Origin of the sequence: Streptosporangium sp. NPDC006930 (genome assembly GCF_040635605.1) — a bacterium.
Lineage (GTDB): Bacteria > Actinomycetota > Actinomycetes > Streptosporangiales > Streptosporangiaceae > Streptosporangium.
This window is the reverse complement of record NZ_JBEYID010000008.1, coordinates 303,699-323,558: the sequence shown is the minus strand read 5'-3', so window position 1 is coordinate 323,558 and position 19,860 is coordinate 303,699. Positions and strand designations below refer to the sequence as shown.

General features: G+C 70.0%; 17 protein-coding genes. 10 read left to right on the top strand and 7 right to left on the bottom strand.

Going from position 1 to position 19,860, the window contains the following annotated elements; all coding sequences use genetic code 11:
- Positions 1–48: 48 nt before the first annotated feature.
- From ABZ664_RS17335 to ABZ664_RS17325, 3 genes are all read left to right on the top strand, one after another.
- Complete coding sequence (locus ABZ664_RS17335) at positions 49–1,350, top strand: zinc-dependent metalloprotease (protein WP_362510024.1); 1,302 nt, start codon at positions 49–51, stop codon at positions 1,348–1,350.
- A complete protein-coding gene (locus ABZ664_RS17330) occupies positions 1,347–1,892 on the top strand; it encodes an NUDIX hydrolase (RefSeq protein WP_362510021.1) in 546 nt (181 codons plus the stop codon). The genes ABZ664_RS17335 and ABZ664_RS17330 overlap by 4 nt, the downstream gene beginning before the upstream one ends.
- A gap of 136 nt (positions 1,893–2,028) precedes the next feature.
- Positions 2,029–3,051, top strand: coding sequence for an endonuclease/exonuclease/phosphatase family protein (locus tag ABZ664_RS17325; protein WP_362510018.1), 1,023 nt, complete (start codon positions 2,029–2,031; stop codon positions 3,049–3,051).
- Positions 3,052–3,066: 15 nt separating this feature from the next.
- Here ABZ664_RS17325 and ABZ664_RS17320 read toward each other — a convergent pair whose 3' ends face one another.
- Positions 3,067–3,666, bottom strand: coding sequence for a hypothetical protein (locus tag ABZ664_RS17320; protein ID WP_362510015.1), 600 nt, complete (start codon positions 3,664–3,666; stop codon positions 3,067–3,069).
- Positions 3,663–4,178: a M48 family metallopeptidase gene (locus ABZ664_RS17315; protein ID WP_362510012.1), complete on the bottom strand. Its 516-nt coding sequence runs from the start codon at positions 4,176–4,178 to the stop codon at positions 3,663–3,665. Before ABZ664_RS17315 ends, ABZ664_RS17320 begins: the two co-directional genes overlap by 4 nt.
- Before the next feature lie 468 nt (positions 4,179–4,646).
- Here ABZ664_RS17315 and ABZ664_RS17310 point away from each other — a divergent pair, with 468 nt between their 5' ends.
- Both ABZ664_RS17310 and ABZ664_RS17305 read left to right on the top strand, forming a co-directional pair.
- A complete protein-coding gene (locus tag ABZ664_RS17310) occupies positions 4,647–5,747 on the top strand; it encodes a ThiF family adenylyltransferase (RefSeq protein WP_362510009.1) in 1,101 nt (366 codons plus the stop codon).
- A gap of 136 nt (positions 5,748–5,883) precedes the next feature.
- Complete coding sequence (locus ABZ664_RS17305; RefSeq protein WP_362510006.1) at positions 5,884–7,221, top strand: AarF/UbiB family protein; 1,338 nt, start codon at positions 5,884–5,886, stop codon at positions 7,219–7,221.
- A gap of 757 nt (positions 7,222–7,978) precedes the next feature.
- Here the strand turns inward: ABZ664_RS17305 and ABZ664_RS17300 are convergent.
- The 4 genes from ABZ664_RS17300 to ABZ664_RS17285 form a co-directional block, all read right to left on the bottom strand.
- Complete coding sequence (locus ABZ664_RS17300) at positions 7,979–8,248, bottom strand: WhiB family transcriptional regulator (protein ID WP_329085648.1); 270 nt, start codon at positions 8,246–8,248, stop codon at positions 7,979–7,981.
- Positions 8,249–8,377: 129 nt separating this feature from the next.
- The gene (locus tag ABZ664_RS17295; protein WP_362510002.1) at positions 8,378–8,680 is read right to left on the bottom strand and encodes a hypothetical protein; all 303 of its coding nucleotides are present in this window, start codon (positions 8,678–8,680) and stop codon (positions 8,378–8,380) included.
- A 115-nt stretch (positions 8,681–8,795) separates the two neighbouring features.
- On the bottom strand, positions 8,796–9,662 hold the full coding sequence (gene tesB, locus ABZ664_RS17290) for an acyl-CoA thioesterase II (RefSeq protein WP_362509999.1): 867 nt from the start codon (positions 9,660–9,662) through the stop codon (positions 8,796–8,798).
- Positions 9,659–11,731: an ATP-dependent DNA helicase UvrD2 gene (locus ABZ664_RS17285; protein ID WP_362509996.1), complete on the bottom strand. Its 2,073-nt coding sequence runs from the start codon at positions 11,729–11,731 to the stop codon at positions 9,659–9,661. Before ABZ664_RS17285 ends, tesB begins: the two co-directional genes overlap by 4 nt.
- 175 nt (positions 11,732–11,906) lie before the next feature.
- On the opposite strand from ABZ664_RS17285, the gene ABZ664_RS17280 reads away from it, so the two are divergent.
- Positions 11,907–13,091, top strand: a complete 1,185-nt coding sequence (locus tag ABZ664_RS17280; protein ID WP_362509994.1) for an alpha/beta hydrolase — start codon at positions 11,907–11,909, stop codon at positions 13,089–13,091.
- Positions 13,092–13,149: 58 nt separating this feature from the next.
- Complete coding sequence (locus ABZ664_RS17275; RefSeq protein WP_362509991.1) at positions 13,150–13,404, top strand: glutaredoxin domain-containing protein; 255 nt, start codon at positions 13,150–13,152, stop codon at positions 13,402–13,404.
- Between the two features lie 66 nt (positions 13,405–13,470).
- Here the strand turns inward: ABZ664_RS17275 and nudC are convergent, their stop codons facing one another.
- Positions 13,471–14,448 carry an NAD(+) diphosphatase gene (gene nudC, locus ABZ664_RS17270; RefSeq protein WP_362509988.1) on the bottom strand — a complete coding sequence of 326 codons (978 nt, stop codon included), beginning with the start codon at positions 14,446–14,448 and terminating at the stop codon, positions 13,471–13,473.
- A 376-nt stretch (positions 14,449–14,824) separates the two neighbouring features.
- Here nudC and ABZ664_RS17265 point away from each other — a divergent pair, with 376 nt between their 5' ends.
- The 3 genes from ABZ664_RS17265 (at position 14,825) to ABZ664_RS17255 (ending at position 19,799) form a co-directional block, all read left to right on the top strand.
- A complete protein-coding gene (locus ABZ664_RS17265; protein WP_362509985.1) occupies positions 14,825–15,994 on the top strand; it encodes a siderophore biosynthesis protein in 1,170 nt (389 codons plus the stop codon).
- 161 nt (positions 15,995–16,155) lie between these two features.
- Positions 16,156–18,069: an IucA/IucC family protein gene (locus tag ABZ664_RS17260; protein WP_362509982.1), complete on the top strand. Its 1,914-nt coding sequence runs from the start codon at positions 16,156–16,158 to the stop codon at positions 18,067–18,069.
- The gene (locus tag ABZ664_RS17255; protein WP_362509979.1) at positions 18,066–19,799 is read left to right on the top strand and encodes an IucA/IucC family protein; all 1,734 of its coding nucleotides are present in this window, start codon (positions 18,066–18,068) and stop codon (positions 19,797–19,799) included. Before ABZ664_RS17260 ends, ABZ664_RS17255 begins: the two co-directional genes overlap by 4 nt.
- Positions 19,800–19,860 lie beyond the last annotated feature (61 nt).

Genomic DNA, 19,860 nt, shown 5'->3' with positions numbered 1-19,860 from the left:
GGATAACGTGGCGGATGTGGACTCCTCCATCCTGCACGAGGTAGAGCGGTGACTGACTTGCCAGGTCGGGAAAACGACCCCAACGAGAATCCGTTCGCCATGTTCGGCAACCCGGAGCAGATCGCAGCGGCAATGCGCCAGTTCGCCGACATGCTCTCCGCTCCGCCGACCTCAGGTCCCGTCAACTGGGACATGGCGAAGAACATCGCACGGCACGTAGTGGTCGCCGAGGGCGATCCAAGTGTCATGGAAGGCGAGCGGCGCCAGATCGTCGACGCCCTGAATCTGGCCGACCTGTGGCTCAACGAGGCCACCTCCCTGCCGAGCGGGGTGAGCAACCCTCAGGCCTGGAGCCGTTCGGAGTGGATCGAGAAGACCATTCCGGTCTGGCAGAAGCTCTGTGACCCGATCGCCGCCCGCATGGTCGAGACCATGAGCGGCACGCTCGGTGCCGCCGGTCTGCCCGCGGAGGCCCAGGCCATGGCCGGGCCGCTGATGGGGATGATGAAACAGATGGGCGGCATGATGGTCGGCCAGCAGATCGGCCAGGCCGTCGGCTCGCTCGCCCTGGAGGTGATCGGCTCCACCGACATCGGCCTGCCGCTGTCGGACAACGCCGCCCTGCTGCCCGGTGGCGTCGCGGCGTTCAGCCAGGGTCTGGAGATCCCCGCCGAGGAGATCCGCCTTTACCTCGCCCTGCGCGAGGCGGCCCACCACCGGCTTTTCCAGCACGTGCCGTGGTTGCGCGCGCACCTGCTCGGAGCGGTGGAGGAGTACGCCAGGGGCATCACGGTGGACGCCTCCGCGCTGGAGGAGCAGCTCCGCGGGCTCGACATCAACAATCCCGAGCAGCTCCAGCAGGCCCTGAGCGGCGGCAACCTGCTCAAGCCCGAGGAGACCGAGCGGCAGAAGGCCGCCCTGTCCCGGCTGGAGACCATGCTCGCCCTGGTCGAGGGCTGGGTCGGCACCGCCGTGGACGGCGCCGCGGACGGCAAGCTCCCCTCGGCGACCGCGCTGTCGGAGACCGTACGGCGCCGCAGGGCGACCGGTGGCCCCGCCGAACAGACCTTCGCCACGCTCGTCGGCCTCGAACTCAGGCCCCGCCGCCTGCGCGAGGCCGCCACCCTGTGGCAGGCCCTGGAGGCCGACCGGGGCGTCGACGGCCGCGACGCGGTCTGGAACCACCCCGACCTGATGCCCACCGCCGACGATCTCGACAACCCCGAGAGGTTCGTGCGGGGCGAGCCCGAGCTCGACCTGTCGTCCCTGGAGGGGACCCTGCGGGAGCCTCCCCGCGAGGGCGGCGACGCCGAGAAGAAGCGCGAGGACGACGAGGACGGGAGCGCGTGAGCCTGCGCGCCGACGCGAAGGACGTGCTCACGGGGTGGGTCGCCCCGACTGCGGAGGAGGAGATCCTCCGCAAGGAGTTCCTTGAGCACGTCCACGCCAATGACGACGCGATGTGGCGCGAATGCGTCACCGGCCACCTGACGGCCACGACCGCGGTGCTCTCCCACGACGGTGAGCGGGTGCTGCTGACGCTGCACCGCAAAGCCGGGATGTGGCTGCCCATGGGAGGTCACTGCGAGCGCGGCGACGCCTCCCTGGAGGCGGTGGCGCTGCGTGAGGCCACCGAGGAGTCCGGCATCGCGGGCCTGCGGCTGCTACCGGGCCCGCTCGCGCTCGACCGGCACCGGGTCTGGTGCCACCCCCCGCACAGCAGCCACCTCGACGTCGAGTACGGCGCCGTCGCTCCCGCCGACGTCGAGGCCGTGATCAGCGCCGAGTCGCTCGACCTGCGCTGGTTCCCGGTGGAGGAGATCCCCGAGCTCTCCGACGAGGCGACCCGCCGACTGGCTCGCCGCGCCCGTGAGGTCCTGCGTTCCAGGTGATCGGGAGCTCGATGCCGTACTCCGGCCTGCCCTGGACATGCCCCGAGGGTGTTGGACCGTTTTACGCTTGTCTCATCTTCTCCCGGATATCTTCGTTCTCATCGGGCTGTACGGAACGGATCGGGGCACTGTGAGCGTGAAGACAGCGGCTGACAGGGGCGCCGGACGTGTCGAGAGCGCGGTCGCGCCGTCGGCGCGTCGACGGCGTTGGAAGGTTCCCAAAACCTTCGCCTGGGCCACGGTGACCCCGTTCGCCGCCTGGGCGGTGGCCCGGGTGGCCGGGCTCGAACGCGACTCGCTGACCACCCAGCTCATGACCGGCACCCCGTACGTGGCCGCGGCCTCGCTCGTACCGCTGCTGCTGTCGGCGCTGACACGCAACCGGGCGGTGACGGCGGTGGCGCTGGTCACCACCGCGGCGCTCGGCCTCAGCGTGCTCCCCAGGGCCTTCCGTTCAGGGGATCCCGCGGTGGCGGCGGCGGGAACGCCGCTGCGGGTGCTGACGCTCAACACGCTGTTCGGGCGCGCCGAGCCCGACGCCGTGATGGATCTGGTCCGGCGGCTGGATCCCGATGTGTTCAGCACCCAGGAGCTGACCCCCGGGATGGTCGAGGAGCTGCGGGCCGCCGGGCTGGAGAAGATTCTGCCGTACCAGGTGCTGGAGCCGGAGTGGAGCGCCGGTGGAAGCGGCCTGTACGCGCGGTATCCGCTGACTCCGAGGCAGGACCTGTTCGAGGCGATCGGGCACAACATGCCCGCCGCGCTGATGACGATGCCCGGCACCAAACCCGTCGAGATCGTCGACGTGCATCCCTTCCCGCCGCTGGGCAGGCAGGTCTACGACTGGACGGCCGCGCTGGAGGCCCTGCCCCCCGCCGCGCCCGACACGATCCGCATCCTCGCGGGCGACTTCAACGCCAGCCTCGACCACGCGGCGATGCGGCGTTTCCTGAGCCGCGGCTACGAGGACGCGGCCGCCGTCGCCGGGGAGGGCCTCACCCCCACCTGGCCGGTCAACAGGCGCGTCCCCGCGATGATCACGATCGACCATGTCGTGGTGGACCGGCGGGTGGGAGTCAACGCGGTCAGCGTGCACACCGTGCCCGGCACCGACCACCGGGCGGTCTTCGCCGACCTGCGACTACCTTCGCCGTCCTGACGGCTTTCCGAAACGTCAGGACGAGAGGAGCGCCCGGGTGTTGTCCCAGCCCTCCAGGCCGGGGTCGAGGAGACGGATGTCGTCAGGGGTGCGCAGGCGGTGCCAGCCGGGACCCCTCGCGACCATGCGGCTGCCGGGCGCGGAGGCGCGGAGCGCCTTGACCGGGTCGAGGTCGTCGAAACCCACCGTGGCCCAGTCCGGATAGGGCAGGTGGGCGGCGAGCGCCACCGTGCCGCCCCCGGTGTCCGGGCAGACGGCGATCCTGGCCCGGCCCAGCTCGCGAAAGAGCTTGCCGATGAGCAACGGGGGCAGATCGGGCGCGTCCGCGCTCAGCAGGACCGCCTGCCGTCCGTACGGCAGGGCCGCGAAGGCCGCCTCGACCAGGGCGCTCCCGGAAAGGTCGGGGATCTCTACGACCGGGGTGCCCGGCCAGACGATCTCCTCCATGCCGGGGACGCTCGTCACCACGACCGGAGAGACGAAGTCGAGCCCGGCGACGAGCTCGTAGGCGTCTTCGGCGAGGGCCGTGAGGAAGAGGGCGGCGTCGACCCCCGCAGGGGCCGCGTCCGCCACGGAGGGCGTGACCAGGACGGCCACCACTCGGTCTTCCGTCAAAACCCCTCCGCGGAACCGTGAGCCGCCGTGGAGAATCCCTCCAGGAAGCCTCGCGCCCGCTCGGCCTTGGGATATCGTTCCACGAGCGCCCAGAAGCGCGCGCCGTGGCTCGGCACCAGCAGGTGGACGAGCTCATGCATGATCACATAGTCGACCACCCACGACGGCATGCCCCGGAGCCGCGTGGAGATCCTGATGGTCCCGTGATCGGGGGTGCACGAGCCCCAGCGGTGTTGTTGGTTCTCCACCCAGCGCACGCTCGACGGCCTCGCCTCCCCGCCCAGATATCGGGCCGACAGATCGACGGCCCGATCGAGGAGATCGTCGTCGGAGGGACGTCTGCGCTGCTCCTTGGCCGCGAGGCGATCGAGCATACGGCGCACCCATTGTTCCTCATCGGTGCTACTCAAACCGGCGGGGAGGAGCACGATCGTTTTCTCGCCGTCGCGGTACGCAGAAACCGTCCGCCGGCGGCGAGAACTACGACGGACCTCGACTGTCTCGGGGGGCACATATGAACGGTAGCCGAGAATGGCGAATTCACACCAGAGGGTAGAACACGTTCCCGCTGGTCAATCCCCGTTCGCCGATTGTTCAGCGTGGATGATCAACTATGACCGTGACTTATCTAATTAACCTGGATATCAGCCGTCTCATGCGTTGCCGAAACGCGGGACCCGCTGTTCTCTCTAGCCTGCCGCCCCTTCAAGCATGCCGTCGTAGATCATCTCGACGGGCCGGGCGAAGGGCTTCCGGCGCGGCGCGGCGTCGAGATCCCGTACCCGCCACCCGCCAGGGAGATCTTTTGAGCGGTCGACGGAGCGGGGATCCGGCAGGGGGTGAGTTGTCCACAGGATGGGAGTTATCCACAGGCGACGGGAAAGACGTCTGGGATCTTGAGGGGCCATGGCACGCTGGCACACCCGGCCCGCCCGCTCTCCCCAGCTCACCTGCGGGTTCCTCCTGAGAAAGGTTCTGCGATGAGACCACGTCTGAAGCCCGCCCTACGCCGCGTCGCCCGCGACGGACGCACCCTGCAGTTCGGTCTGCATCCCCGTCACGCGGTGGTGCTGACCGATCTGGAGCCGGGGGTCCGCCGCTGGGTCGAGAGTCTCGACGGCGTCCGTGACCTCGCGGGCGTGCTGGCCGGTGCCGCCGAGGTGGGCCTCGGCGAGGAGGGCGGCCGGACTCTGCTCGATCTGCTGGTCAGCCGTGGTGTGGTGGACGACGCGGGCGCGGGCCCCGGTCCGCTGCGCACACTCGCGACGGCCGAGTGTGACAGGCTCCAGCCGGATCTCGACGCGCTCTCCCTCACACCGGGCACGATCGACGGCGGTCTCGCCGTGCTGGAGCGCAGGCGAGAGGCCCAGGTGCGGGTCTACGGCGCGGGCCGGGTGGGCGCGCAGGTCGTCACCCTGCTCGCCGCCTCGGGGGTCGGTCGGATCTGCGTCATCGATCCCGGTACGGCCCGGCGAAGGGACGTCGTCCCCGGCGGGCTCGGCTGGACGGAGGTCGGAATGAGCAGGCAGGACGGCGCGGTCGCGGTGGCCAGGAGGCTCGCGCCCGGTCTCACGGCGTGGACCGGCGACAGGGCGGCCCAGCTGGCCGATGGGGCCAGACCTTTCGACCTGGCGGTGCTCGCTCCGGTGGGGCCCCTGGACGGTCTCCTGGTCAAGGAGCTCGTCGAGTGGGAGATCCCGCACCTGCTGGTCACCGCCTTCGAGGGCTCCGGGTCGGTCGGCCCTCTGGTGCTGCCTGGACGAAGCACATGCCTGCACTGCCTAGATTTGACCCGACGAGATCGTGACCCCGGTTGGCCTGTCGTCAGCGCCCGGCTGGGTGGTTTCCCCGCAGGAGAAATCGCGTGTGGGACGGTGCTGTCGACGCTGGTGGCGGCGACTGCCGCAGGTCACGCACTCGCCGTGATCGACGGCCATGAGCCCGCTGTGACCAACAGCACAGTGGAAGTATTGCCAGATTGGAGCTGGAAGAGGCGATCCTGGAGTGTTCATCCTCAATGTCGTTGCTTCCGAAACGAGTTGGGGTCGCTGACAATGGTCGCGTCGGCTGCCTGTCGCTGACGGACACACGGCTCACAAACACACAGCTGACAGACACAGCTGACGGACACAGCGGTCGGCTACCTGCCGCCGACGGATACACAGCGAAGGGAGGGAGCGGCGTCTCGCTGTAGCAGCGGATGCGCCGCTAACCAAGGTGAGTGACCTTCCGCGCCGCGCCGTTGCGCGCTCTGCCAAGCTGGCCGCCCTGCCGATCGGGTTCGCCGGACGCACCGCTCTCGGTCTCGGAAAACGGATCGGGGGCAAGTCCGCCGAGATCGTCGCCCAGGAAATCCAGGAACGCACCGCCGAGCAGATCTTCAAGGTTCTCGGGGAGCTCAAGGGCGGGGCGATGAAGCTCGGCCAGGCGCTGTCCATCTTCGAGGCGGCGCTGCCCGCCGAGGTCGCCGGCCCCTACCGCGCGACCCTGACCAAACTCCAGGACGCGGCTCCGCCGCTTCCCGCGGCGACCGTGCACAAGGTCCTCGTCGAGCAGTTGGGCGACGACTGGCGGGAGAACTTCCTGTCGTTCGACGACAGGCCCACCGCCGCCGCGTCGATCGGGCAGGTGCACAAGGCCGTCTGGCACGACGGCCGGACGGTCGCGGTGAAGATCCAGTATCCGGGGGCGGGGAAGGCGCTGCTCTCCGACTTCACCCAGCTGTCCAGGCTCGGCAAGCTCTTCGGGGTGCTGCTGCCCGGCCTCGACATCAAGACTGTGCTGAGCGAGTTGCGCGAACGGGTGGTCGAGGAGCTCGACTATCTCCACGAGGCCGAGGCCCAGCACGCCTTCGCCCTGGAGTACAAGGACGATCCCGACTTCCTGATCCCGGACGTGATCGCCGCCAACGAGCAGGTGCTCGTCTCCGAATGGGTCGACGGCACCCCTCTGTCGCGGATCATCGCCGACGGCACCCAGGAGCAGCGTGACCGGGCCGGTCTCCAGCTTGTCCGTTTCCTGTTCTCCTCACCCGCGCGGCTGGGCATGCTCCACGCCGACCCCCACCCGGGTAACTTCCGGATCGTCGAGGACGGGCGGATGTGCGTGCTCGACTTCGGCGCGGTCAACCGGATGCCCGACGGATACCCGCCGGTCTTCGGGAAGCTGACCCGCATCTTCAACAACGGCGACATGGCGACCGTCGTGCAGGGCCTGCGCGACGAGGGCTTCATCCAGCCGCACATCGAGATCGACCCCGAAGCCCTGCGGGCGTTCCTCGCCCCCTACGTCGAGCCGACCGCCGTGGAGGAGTTCTCCTTCAGCAGGGAGTGGCTCCAGCAGCAGGCCGCCATGGCCACCGACCTGCGTCCCGGCAATGTGGTGCGCCAGCTCAACCTGCCGGCCTCGTACGTTCTCATCCACCGGGTGCACGCGGCGGGGGTCGGTGTTCTCTGCCAGCTCGGCGCCACCGCCCGCTTCCGCGAGGAGGTCATCCGCTGGGTCCCCGGGTTCACCGACGAAGACTCGGGAGAACCCACTCTCACCAGCGCCTGAGGGATTTCTCCCTGCCACGACTTTCCGCTCCTGCGAGTTCTAGTTCTTCGACTTCTACGCGGACAGGGCGCCGGTGGCTCACCGGCGCCCGAGGGCTGTCCCCTTGTCGTGGCGCGGTGACGTACTGCGATACCCCTCGATGTGCCACGACGTGTTGCGATGCCTCTCGGACCTACCACGACGTGTTGCGATGCCTAGCGACGTGCCGCAACGTCCTGCGACGTGCAGCGACGTGGTGGATCCGGCGAGACGTTTGAGGGGTGGCCCGCCTGAGCGGGTCACCCCTCGTTCGTCTCGCTCTTTGAGTCCGTAGCCTCTCTCTGGCCCGTCTCGCTCTTCACGTCCGTCTTCCGTGCGGCTTCGCGTGTTTCTCGTGCGTGCTCTACGCGTCGCCGCCGGTCCCTACCGGTCGGGTCGAACAGATCAAGACGGACAGATGACGACAGAGGACGATGGATCAGACGAGGCGCAGGATCGCGCTCCGCAGGCGCGCCGAGGCGCGCTCCGCGTCACGCTGGGCGCGCCGGAGGCGCTGAAGACCTGTGGCCCTGCGATGCTCCTCCGCCTCCCGGTGGAGGGTCCGTATTCGGTCACGGACCAGTTCTTCTTGCATAGACGGCAGGGGGAGGCTTCTGGTGTTGGAGTGGCTCATCGGGGTGGTCCTTTCGGAAACGTGTGGTTCGTGGTCGGCCGAGTTCTTGGTGATCCGGGTTCTCGGCGGTTCAGGTTCTGGGTGGTTCGGCGGTTGCCGGGTTGTTCAGGCAGCGACCGGGTTCTTGCGGGGACGCCCGCGCGGACGCTTCCGGGGAACGATCGCCCCCCGCAGGACAAGCTCGCCGCCCCAGACGCCCCACGGCTCCTCGCGCTCCAGCGCGCGGGCCAGGCAGGCCTCACGGATCGGGCAGCCCCCGCAGAGTGCCTTGGCGAACTCCACGTCCTCCGGAGACTCGGCGAACCACAGGTCGGGGTCGGTACGACAGGGGATTGTGGCTTCGTCGATCAGGTCCATGACCGTCTGGGCCCCCATCTGTTCACCTCTCAGCTAGGTGTTGATCTTCGGTTACCTCTTGGGGTGGGGGTCAGGAATGACGCGGACAAACAAGAAGGCCGCGGATCCTGGGTGCGGATCCGCGGCCTGAAGGCTTTTTTTCCTCGGTCAGGTTATGACCGGAGGTTGCCCCCAGGGTTGCGGACCGCGCAGTCCACCGTTTCCGATGTGCTTGGTCGTTGTTGCGTAGTTGCCGCCCAGCCCACTCCGAACAGCCGGGACGTCCGTCGCCGGGAAATCGACCGGAGTGAACCAACGACGGCCGGCTTCGGCGTGGAAGCGGGCAGAGTCCACCTGCAGAGCCAGAGCAGCCGCGCCGCCGGCGAGGATGACCTGACTGTCGCAAGGCAGAACGGTGTTACGGCGCGCGGAAGTGAGCCCCATCTGGGACTGCATCAGGATGCTCTTCACAGCGGACTCACCTCCATTCGTGGATCGTCGGACAGTAGCGTCCGACTTGCATGACCATGACCTTAAACCCCGGCCCGGGGAGTGGGCAACCTATTTTCTACCTGCGGTTTTGCGACTATCTCACGCGGATCATCGCCTCCTGAACTACCGACACGGCCAGTTTCCCGGACCGGGTGAACATCTCGCCCTTGGCGAGCCCCCGCGCCGCCCCGGACCAGGGCGACTCCTGGGCGTAGAGCATCCACTCGTCCACCCGGAAGGGACGGTGGAACCACATCGCGTGGTCCAGCGACGCGCCGAAGAGGTTGGACGCGCCCCATGCGAGGCCGTGGGTGAGAAGGACGGTGTCGACCAGGGTGAAATCGGAGGCGTAGGCGGCGAGCACCACGTGCAGCAGCGGATCGTCGGGCAGTTCCGCGTCGTAGCGGAACCACACGTTGGTGTTTGAACCGCGAAGCTCCGGGTCGCGGTAGGCCTCCCAGGTGAGGGGGGTGACGTAGCGGGCGTCCACCGGCCTCGGCCTGGACACCCACTCTCGCAGCGGCGAGTCCGGCCCCACCGCCTGCAGAATCCGGTCCCTGAAGAGCGGCAGACCCTCGGGGTCGACCACCTGCGGCATCGTGACCGCCTGGTGTTCGACGCCGGTCTCCGTCACGTGGAAGGAGGCCGACATGGTGAATATCGCCTTACCGTGCTGGATGGCCACCACCCGGCGGGTGGTGAAGGACCTGCCGTCGCGGACCCGCTCGACGTTGTAGACGATCGGGATGGCCGGGTCTCCGGGGCGGATGAAGTAGGCGTGCAGCGAGTGGACGTGGCGGTCGTCGGGCACCGTCCGTCCCGCGGCGAACAGCGCCTGGGCGGCTACCTGGCCACCGAAGACACGCTGGATGCGCTCCTTCGGGCTGCGTCCCCTGAAGATGTCGAGCTCGATCTGCTCCAGGTCGAGCAGGTCCAGAAGCTCCTTCAACGCCTCGTTCACGCGCCCTCCGTCTGGTTCGCGGCGATACGGCATAGTTCGAGTACCGCCTCACCATAACGATCAAGCTTGACCCGTCCGATTCCGGTGATGGCGAGGAGATCCTGCTCCGAAAGCGGCGCCCGTTCGGCGATGGCCTGGAGGGTGACGTCGGTGAAGATCGCCCACTGGGGGATCTTCTCGTGCTTGGCCACTCCCGTACGCCACGACTTGAGCGCCCCGAGCAGCGCCTCGTCGTAGTCGGCGGGGCAGCCCGCGCACCTGCCGAGCTTCTGCTCGGTGGCGACGGTGAGGGTCTTGCCGCAGACCCGGCAGCTGATCGGCGTGGCGACCTGGCGGCGGTCGGCCGGCGCGGTCGGGGCGTCGGCGCGGCTTTTCCGCGTGGAGCGGCCGGTGAGCCCGTCCAGGAAACGGGACGGTTTGCGGGAACGCCGCCCGCCCGGTGAGCGCGCCAGCGCCCACGACAGCGCGAGGTGGACGCGGGCGCGGGTGACGCCGACGTACAGGAGGCGGCGCTCCTCCTCGACCTGCTCGGGCGTCTCGGCGTAGATGATCGGCAGCATGCCCTCGGCGACGCCGACGAGGAAGACGGCGTCCCACTCCAGGCCCTTGGCGGCGTGCAGCGAGGCCAGGGTGACCCCTTCGACCGGCGGCGCGTGCTGCTCTCCGGCCCGGCGCTCCAGCTCGGCCACGAAGGCGGGCAGATCGGCGCCGGTGGCGGCGAGGTCCTCGGCGAGATCGGCCAGTGCCTTCAGCGACTCCCACTTCTCGCGGGCCTTGCCGCCGCCGGGGGCCTCGGGAGTGAGCCCGATGCCGGCCAGGATGTGGTGCACGGTCGAGGCGAGCGTGTCGCCGGGCTCGGCCGAGCGGGCGGCGCCACGCAGCAGCACGACCGCCTGGCGGACCTCGGGACGCTCGAAGAAGCGGTCGGCGCCGCGCAGCACGTACGGCAGGCCGGCCTTGGCGAAGGCCTGCTCGTACGCCTCGGACTGGGCGTTGACCCGGAACAGCACGGCGATCTCGCGGGTCGGCACGCCGGTGCCGACGAGCTTCCTCACCGCCCGCGCCACGCCCTCCGCCTCGGCGGTCTCGTCGTCGTACTCGGTGAAGACCGGTTCGGGGCCGTCGGGGCGCTGGGCGATCAGGGCGAGCTTGTGCGGGGTGCGCGCCCTGTCGAGCACCCGGTTGGCCAGGGAGACGACCTGGGGGGTGGAACGGTAGTCGCGGACCAACTTGATCACGGTGGCGTTGGGGTGCTCGACCGAGAAACCGGTCAGGTAGCGGGGGGTGGCTCCGGTGAAGGAGTAGATCGTCTGGTTGGGGTCGCCGACCACGCACAGGTCGTCGCGCCCGCCGAGCCAGGTGTCGAGCAGCAGTTTCTGCAGGGGGTTGACGTCCTGGTACTCGTCGACCACGAAGTAGCGGTACTGCTGGCGGATCTGGGAGGCCACCTCGCGGTGCTCGGTCATCACAGCCGCGGTGAGCTCCAGGATGGTCTCGAAGTCGACCAGGTGCCGGTCGCGGCGGAGGTTCTCGTAGGCCTCGTAGAGCCGGAAGACCTCCTCGGCGGGGGCGGGCGAGACGCGGCCCGCCTTTTTCGCGGCCTCCGCGTAGTCCTCTGGGGCGATCTGGGTGACCTTTGCCCATTCGATCTCGGAGGCGATGTCACGCAGTTCTGAACGGTCCTGGTTCCTGCGCAGGACGCGACAGGCGTCGATCAGCAGCGGCAGCTTCGACTCGATCACCCTGGGCGGGTCGCCACCGATGACGCGCGGCCAGAAGTAGGTGAGCTGGCGCAGCGCGGCGGCGTGGAAGGTGCGTGCCTGCACGCCCGGCGTGCCGAGGTGCCGCAGCCGCTGCCTGAGCTCACCGGCCGCGCGGGTGGTGAACGTCACCGCCAGCACGCCCTGGGCGTCGACCACCCCGCTGCGGACCGCGTGCGCGATGCGGTGGGTGATGGCGCGGGTCTTGCCCGTCCCCGCCCCCGCGAGGACACAGACCGGTCCTCTGACTGCTTCCGCCACCTCACGCTGCTCGGGATCCAGTGCCGCCAGAACGTTGTCGGGCTCCACGGAGCCTCCTTACACGCAGTCGAACGGACCGGGCGGCAACATCCTCCCAGTCACTGGCCAAGCATCAGTCATTCTGGCAACATGCCGCCGTCAACCTATGTGGTTCGCCGAGATGCACAAAGCGGGCTTTTTGCTCCACAATGGGGTCGACCGATCCGGGGGAAGGAAGAGGCTCGTGCGAACTGGGGTAACCGTAGGTGCACTCGCCCTGGCGACGGCGATGGTTGTACCCGCGGTGGCGTACACGACCGCGCACGCCCACACGGTCTCGGCTCCGGCCCAGGCCGGCGCACCCGGCTCGGCGGAGGCCCCCACAGGCAGAGCCACCACCGGTACGGTGAAGAACGGCGCGGACGAGGCGGATCGCAGCACGTACGGCACGGCGAAGGCGACCATCGGGGTGGCCGAGATCGGCACGGTCGCCGCGGGCACGACCGGCACAGGGACCGGCGTGAGCAAGGCCGGCACAGGCACAGGCGGCACGGGCACGGGCGACCCCAAGAAGACCTCCACCCAGAAGACCCGCGCGGGCAACCCGACGCCCCCTCCGGTGGGCCAGCCCGACCCCCTGGTGCAGGGCACGGTCGTCAACACCGTCGCGTACGGTCGGCACGTCCGCCAGCGCATGGATGTCTGGTATCAAACCGACGAGCTGAAGCGGCCGGGTGTCTTCCTGATCCACGGCGGCTGGTGGTCGTCGGGCGACAAGAAGTACATGACCGAGATAAGCCGCAGCTACGCCGAGCAGGGCTACGTCGTCTTCAACATCAACTACCGCCTCTCCACCGACGCCTCCTGGCCGGCACAGCGCACCGACACGCTGAGCGCGATCGCCACCGCGCGGCGGAACGCGGCGCTGTGGTCCTTCGACCCGAACAACTACGTGGTCATCGGTTTCTCCGCCGGAGGCCACCTCGCCGGCGCCGTGGGCACCTACAAGAACGGCTGGCCCGGCATGCGCGGCGTCGTCGGCATCTCCCCGGTGATGTCCCCGCTCACGGCGTACACCGAGGGCATCGACACCTTCGACCTGGAGAGGCGCAAGCTTCGCGAGTCGGCCATCAGGCTCGCCGGGGGCTGTGAGCCCACCGGCAAGTGCGCCAGGGTCTGGGCGAGCATGGAGGTACCGTGGCACGCGAGCCGCGGTGACGCGCCCATGCTGGTCGTGCACTCGGAGGACGAGTTCGTGTCGCCGGAGCACAGCGAGCAGCTCAAGGAGCACCTGCGCAAGGTCGGCGTGCCGGTGACGATAGTCACCGAGCCCGGCATCGCGCACAGCTCGCCTCTTTACCGGCTGCCCGGCGTGGCGGACCGGGTTCAGCAGTGGGTCGCGGAGAAACTGCTCCCATCGGGAAGATGAACGGCCCTCGCCGTGTTGCCATTGGCGCCGGACATCACATGAGGGGATTTTTCACGACATGGCGCTCACTGTGTACACCACGACCTGGTGCGGTCCCTGCAAACGGCTGAAGAGCCAGCTCAGCCGCGAAGGGATCTCCTACAAGGAGATCGACATCGAGAGCAACCCGGACGCCGCCACGTTCGTCATGAGCGTGAACAACGGCAACCAGGTCGTTCCCACCGTCGTGGTCGACTCCCCCACCGGCCAGGTCGTCAGGACCAACCCCTCGGTGATCGAGCTCAAGCGCATCCTGGCGGGCGCGGGCGTGTAACCGCCCTCGCGACGTCGGAGCCCCGGTCTCACTTCCACGGACACCGGGGCTCTCGTATGCCAGGGTTCACCAGTCGCCGGTGAGCGGCTCGCCGTACCAGGCCTCGATGAGCCTGCGGGCGATCGACACCTCGGGCGGCAGGCGCACCTCGCCGCTCTCCACCGCGGCCAGCAGCTCGGCACGGCTGAACCAGTGGGCCTCGGCGATCTCCTCGGCATCGAGGACGAACTCCGTCGACGTGGCCCGCGCGAAGAAGCCGAGCATCAGGCTGCGCGGGAAGGGCCAGGGCTGGCTGCCCATGTAGCGCGGCTCGACGACGCGCACACCGACCTCCTCGACCACCTCGCGCGCCACGGCGTGCTCCAGCGACTCGCCGGGCTCGACGAACCCGGCCAGCACCGAGAGCCGCCCCTCGGGCCACTGCGGCCCCCTGGCCAGCAGGCACCTGTCGTCCTCGTCGTGGACCAGCATGATCACCGCGGGATCGACCCGGGGGAAGTGCTGGCTGCTGTCCTTGGGACAGACGCGTACGTGCCCGCCCGCGCGCACCTCGGTGGCGCTCCCGCACCGGGGACAGAACTCGTGGGTGGAGTGCCAGGCGTCCAGGGCGACCGCGTACACCAGCAGCCCCGCGTCCAGATCCTCCAGCATCGCCCCCACCTGGCGGAGCCCAGCGGTGAGGGTCTGGCCCTCCTCCAGCTCCGAGGAGGCGAGCGGGGCGACGATCCGGTTGAAGGAACCGGTGTGGACGCTGTCCGCCAGCGGCGCCGCCACCGCGAAGTAGGCGATGCCCTCGGCGTCGACACCGAGCAGGTAGCGCTCGCCGTCCGGCGCCTCCGCCGTGGGCAGCAGGACCAGCTTGGCCTCTCCGCCACTGCGCCGGATCAGCGCCTGCCCGTCGTCGATGACCACGACCCTGGTCGCGGTGTCCGCCCAGGCCTTCTCGAGCCACTCGGCGTCGCCGCGAAGCGCCGCCGACCGGTCGATGGCACTGCGCGCGAGCAGCAGCGGTCCCAACAGTCCTTCTTGTGCCGCGATCTCCACGCCGTTCAGCCTCCCCCACCGAGTGCACATACTATGCCGCAGGGCGAAGCCTCTATCGCCCCTCTCCGCGTACAGGTCTTCCGCCCTTCTCGACGTACGCGCGGGAAAGGTGGCATACGTCTCGGCGCACACCCCCCTCCCCCCTTCTCGGCATGAGCACGGGAGAGGTGACACACGCCTCGATGTATCACCGATTTTCCTCCTTCCTCGCCCCTCGCCCGGTTCTTCCCGCCCTGTACAGAGGGCTCTGCGGGCTCTCATCATTGGGCGACACGGACATCTACTGTCAATAAGCTGATCGCCTCCGCGTGCCGATCGACCTCAGGCTAGGATCTCCGAGTTAGGTTAGCCTTGCCTGATATCGGGGGTCCCTGCATTGCGGCTGTACCTCACCGCGCTGAAACCGACCGACTCGGTCAGCGACGGCTTTCTCCCTGCGGCACGTGCGCTCGGCTGCGAGGTCACCATCCTCACCGACCGGCCCGAGCGGTACCGCGACTCCGGGGCCGAGGTGCTCCGCTGCGACGTGCGCGACGCGCGGGCGGTGATCGACACCGTCGCGCACCACCACGCCCCGGACGCGATCTTCTCGAACTCCGACCACATCCAGGCGGAGACCGCGCTCGCCGCCGCGTACTTCGGCCTGCCGGGCAAGGACTGGCGGGCCTGCGTCGACACCAAGAACAAGGCGCTCACCCGGCGGCGGCTCGCCGCCGACGGAGTCGAGACCGTCCGTTCCGCACGGCTGGCACCGGACGATCCGCCGCCCGCGGACATGCCGTTCCCCGCGGTCGTGAAGCCACGCGAGGGCGTGGCGAGCGAGGACGTCGTACTGGTCCGCGACGCGGGCGAGCTCGCGGATGCCGTCGCGGCCATCCGGGACAGGCGCCCCGGAGAGACGCTGGTCGTGGAGGAGTATCTCGACGGCCCTCTGCACACGATGGAGACGCTCGGCGACGGCGAGCGGATCAGGGTACTCGGCGGTTTCCGCACCACCCTCGGGCCGCTGCCGTACTTCGTGGAGGAACGGCTCGACTGGGAACCACCCCCCGGCCGCGACCACGTGCTGCGGGCCCTTGGGGCGCTGCGGGTCGGGTTCGGGGCCTGCCACACCGAGTACGTGATGACCCCGGCCGGACCGCGGATCGTCGAGGTCAACTACCGGATGATCGGCGACCACTGTGACTTCCTGCTGGCGAGCATGCTGGACGCGCCCCTGTTCGAGCTCGTTCTCGGCGTGCATCTCGGAGCGCGTCTCGGTGCGCAACCGCGGCCTTCCGACCAGGGCCAGGGGCACGCGACCGCGCTGAGCCTCGTCGCCGACCGGCCTGGAACCGTGGTGAGTGCTCCGGGCACGGTCGTTCCCGCACCCGGCGACCCGGTCCGTATCTGGCACCGGCCGCTGCGCGCGACGGGCGACCGGATCGACCTGAGCAACACCAACCGCGACTACGTGGGCATCGTCCGCGCGATCGGACCCGATCGGGCCCGCGTGGACGCGGCCGTCGCGGCATTCACCTCGGAGAACCCGTGGGTGATCGCGTGAGCCGGAACAACGTGGACGATCGGGTGGGCCAAAACCCCGTGGGCGACCGAGTGCGCCCTGGAACCACGGGTGACCGTGCGGACCGGGAACGCACGACCGATCGCGTGGTCCGCGGAGGTCCCGGGGAGGTGTCGGCGGGTCGGCGATCCACGGGTGACCGTGTGAACCGCGAGATCGCGGATGCCCGAGCGGTCGGCGGAGATTCCGGGAGCGAACGGGAACGGTACCTCGCCACCCGGGTGCTGAACGCGCTCCTGCGCGAGGACTACGGCGGTCTGGCCGCGCGGGTGACCCGCGACAAGACCGGTGTCGCGCTGCTCCTGCCCGGGGGCAGGCGGGTGCGGTTGACCCCCGGCTCGCTGTTCCAGGACTTCGTGGTGGCCCCGGAGGAGGCACTTCACCTGGAAGAGGTCCTGCGCGCCCTGCGAGAGATCTCCTCTCTCGCCGACACCGCCGGGGTGGAGTCGTTCGTCACCGAGTGCCGCGAGGCGTTGCGCGCCCTCGACCTTCACGACGTCCACCGCGAGGACGTACTCGTCCGGTTGAACGTCACCGCCGTCGCCACGCGTTCCGGCCTTCCGCACACGACGGTGAGCGGGAACGGACGCGCGACGGGAGACGACGCCCCGCGCACAACCGAAGACGAAACCGGACGCGCGGCGGGAAACGAGGCACCGCGCACAACGGGCAGTGGGCGCGAAAACGGGCGCGGCGGCGTGTGGTACGAGACGCTGGCCGCGTTCCTCGATCACCCCGTCTATCCGACGGCCCGGTCCAGGAGCGGCCTGTCCGACGAGGATCTGACCGCGTACGCGCCGGAGTTCGCGCCCGCCTTCGAGCTGCGATGGGCGGCGGTGCCGCGAGAACGGCTCATCGGGACGGAACCCCCGGTGGCGCCCGGGTTCGCCGCCGTCGGCCTGGCCGGGGATCTCGCGCGGACCCATGTGCTGTTCCCCGTACACCCGCTCACGGTCCCGGTGGTCGAGGAGATCCCGTGGGCGGTCGTGGCTCCGTCGGCGTACCTGGAGGTCAGGCCCACGCTCTCGATGCGGACGGTCGAGATCGTCCCCGGCACGCACCTGAAGCTGCCGCTCACCACCAGCACCCTCGGGCTGCGCAACCGCAGGTCGCTCAAGCCGGACACGCTGGCCGACGGGGCGCGGGCCGAGATGCTTCTGCGGGCCATGCCCGATCCCGAGGTGCTTCTCGCCGACGAGCAGACGTACGGGCACGCCGGGCACGAATACCTGGGCTGGCTGCTGCGCCGTCATCCCGCCGGGGAGGTCGTCCCGGTCGCGGCGCTGCCCGCGCCGCTGCCCGGAGGCGGCCTGGTCGTCGAAGAGCTCGCCGGGCGGTGGTTCGACGGGGACGTCACCCGGCTGCTCGGCCGATACCTGCGGGTGCTGTTCCGCTTCCACGTGCGGCTCTTCGTCAGGTACGGCACGGCGCTGGAGGCCCATCAACAGAACCTCTCGCTGGTGTTCGGCGCCGAGACCGCGAGCGGGAACGGCCTCGGGGGCGGTCTCGCCAGTGACGGAGGCGCGGGTGACGGAGGCGCCAGTGACGGGGGCGCGGGTGACGGAGGCGCCAGTGACGGGGGCGCGGGTGACGGTGTCCTGCGGTTGCTCGTCAAGGACAACGACGGCCTGCTGACCTCGCCGGACAGGCTGCGGTCCGCCGAGCTCGCGGTGCCGGACTTCACCGACGCGCGGATGTTCACCGACGACCCGCACGCGCTCGCCGACGTGTTCGTGACCATCACCCTGCATCTGGCCGCGGCGGCCGTGACGTTCGGAGCGCTGCCCTCGCCGAGGGCCTTCGAGCTGGTCCGCGACACGCTCACCGAGGCGCTCGACGAGTACGGGGAGGATCCGATGGCCCGGCTGCTGCGGGCCAGGACCCTCGACGCCGACCGGCTCGTCGGCAAATCGATGATCACCGCCGGGACCCTGGTGGACAAGGCCCGCACCGGCGCGCGGGACGTGAACAAGTTCTACGGCACGAGCGGGCCGAACTATCTCCGCCATCCTCCCCAGCTCCCGCGAACCCCCCAGATCCCGCGAAGGACGACATGACCAGCCTCGCCCTCGGCTCACCCGCCGCCGTCGCCCCCGCCGTCGCCGAGGACGTCTCGCTGGCGGCGCTGCTGCGCTGCTGCGTGAGGGAGATCGCGGGCCCTCGGGGGCAGGTCGGGCACGAGGAACCGTACGTGCTGCTGAGCGTCGCCGGCACTCGCCTGCGGGCCCGCGCGCACGGCGGGCTCGCGCTGCGCTTCGAGGGGCGGCCCGAATGGTTGGAGAACGGCTCCTGGCGGCCGCTCTCGACGGACGTGCTCGTCCGGCTGGTGGAGACCGAACTCGGCGAGGACAACGACGAGTTCGCCGCCCAGGTCGCCGCGAGCAGGGACGCCATCGCGGCGCTGATCGCGGCCCGGCAGGAGGTGCCGCCGCCCACCGACCCGTGGCTCGCCTCGGAGCAGGCACTGGTCGGTGGGCATCCGTTCCATCCCAGCCCGAAGGCGCGCGGCGGCGCGGGCTGGCTGCGATACGCACCGGAGGCGCACGCGAGCTTCCCGTTGCGGCTGCTCGGGGTGAGGGACGACGTGCTGGCCGGGGAGGGTGACACCGGCGCGCTCGACGAGCTCGGCCAGGCACCGCCGGGCTACTCGCCGCTGCCCGCGCACCCGTGGCAGCTGGAGCTGCTCGCGGCGGACCTGGCCGCACCACTCGCCGACGGCCGTCTGATCGACCTGGGGGAAAGCGCCCGGATGGCGGTTCCCACGTCGTCGGTCCGCACGGTCTACGAGCCGCTGATCGACCGGTGCCTGAAGTTCAGCCTGGATGTGCGGATCACCAACTGCGTGCGGAAGAACTCCTGGTACGAGCTGGCGGGCGCGGTCGAGCTGAGCCGTCGCCTCGAACCGGTCTTCCTCGACCTGGCCGCCGCCTTCCCCGGCACCCGCTGGCTGCCCGAGCCCGGCTACCGCTCCGCGAAGCTGGGCACCCGGCTGCTGGAAGGGCTCGGCGTGATCGTCCGGGTCGGCCCGTGGTCGGTGTGCAGGCCGGGGGTGACCCCCCTGTTGAGCGGCGCGCTGGCCACCGGGTGGCAGGTGGCGGGCGACATGCCGGACACGGTGCGGTCGCCGGTGACCGGAGCGGTGCGAAGCGACGTGCCGGACATCGCTCGGTGGCGGGCGGCGGGAACGGTGCCGGGCGTGGTCGGGCCGCCGATGACCGGAACGGTGCCGGGCGGCGTGCCGACGGGCATGGCCGGGGTGTCGGTGGCCGATCCGGTGCGCTGGTGGCGGGCGTACGTGGAGTGCGTGGCGCCGCCGGTGCTCGACGCCTACGTGAGTCACGGCGTGGTGCTGGAACCCCACCTGCAGAACGTCCTGATCGGTGTGGACGCGGACGGGCTGCCCGTGGAGGCCGTGTTCCGCGATCTGGAAGGCACGAAGCTCGTCGCGGGGCGGCACGACCTGTCCGGGGTGCCCCACCGGGTCGCCGAGGCGCTCACCTACGACGCGGCCTCCGGCTGGAACCGGGTGGTCTACTGCCTGATGGTCAACCACCTCGCCGAGATCGCCGCCTCCCTCGCGGGGACCGGGTCCACGCGGGAGCTGTGGGCGGTGGCGGGAGACGTCCTGGCGAAGTACGCGGCGTCGCGCGGGTGGCCCCGGCCGCTGTCGGAGCTGCTGTCGGGAGCGCCGCTACCGGCCAAGGCCAACCTGTCGGTCCGGTGGACGCGCTCGGCGGACCGTTCCGCGGGATACGTGACGGTCGCCAACCCGCTGGCCACGGCCTGAACGGCGGAGGACTTCCCGCGGGGTCCGTCGCCCGGACGGTCGACGGACCCCGCGGGGTCGT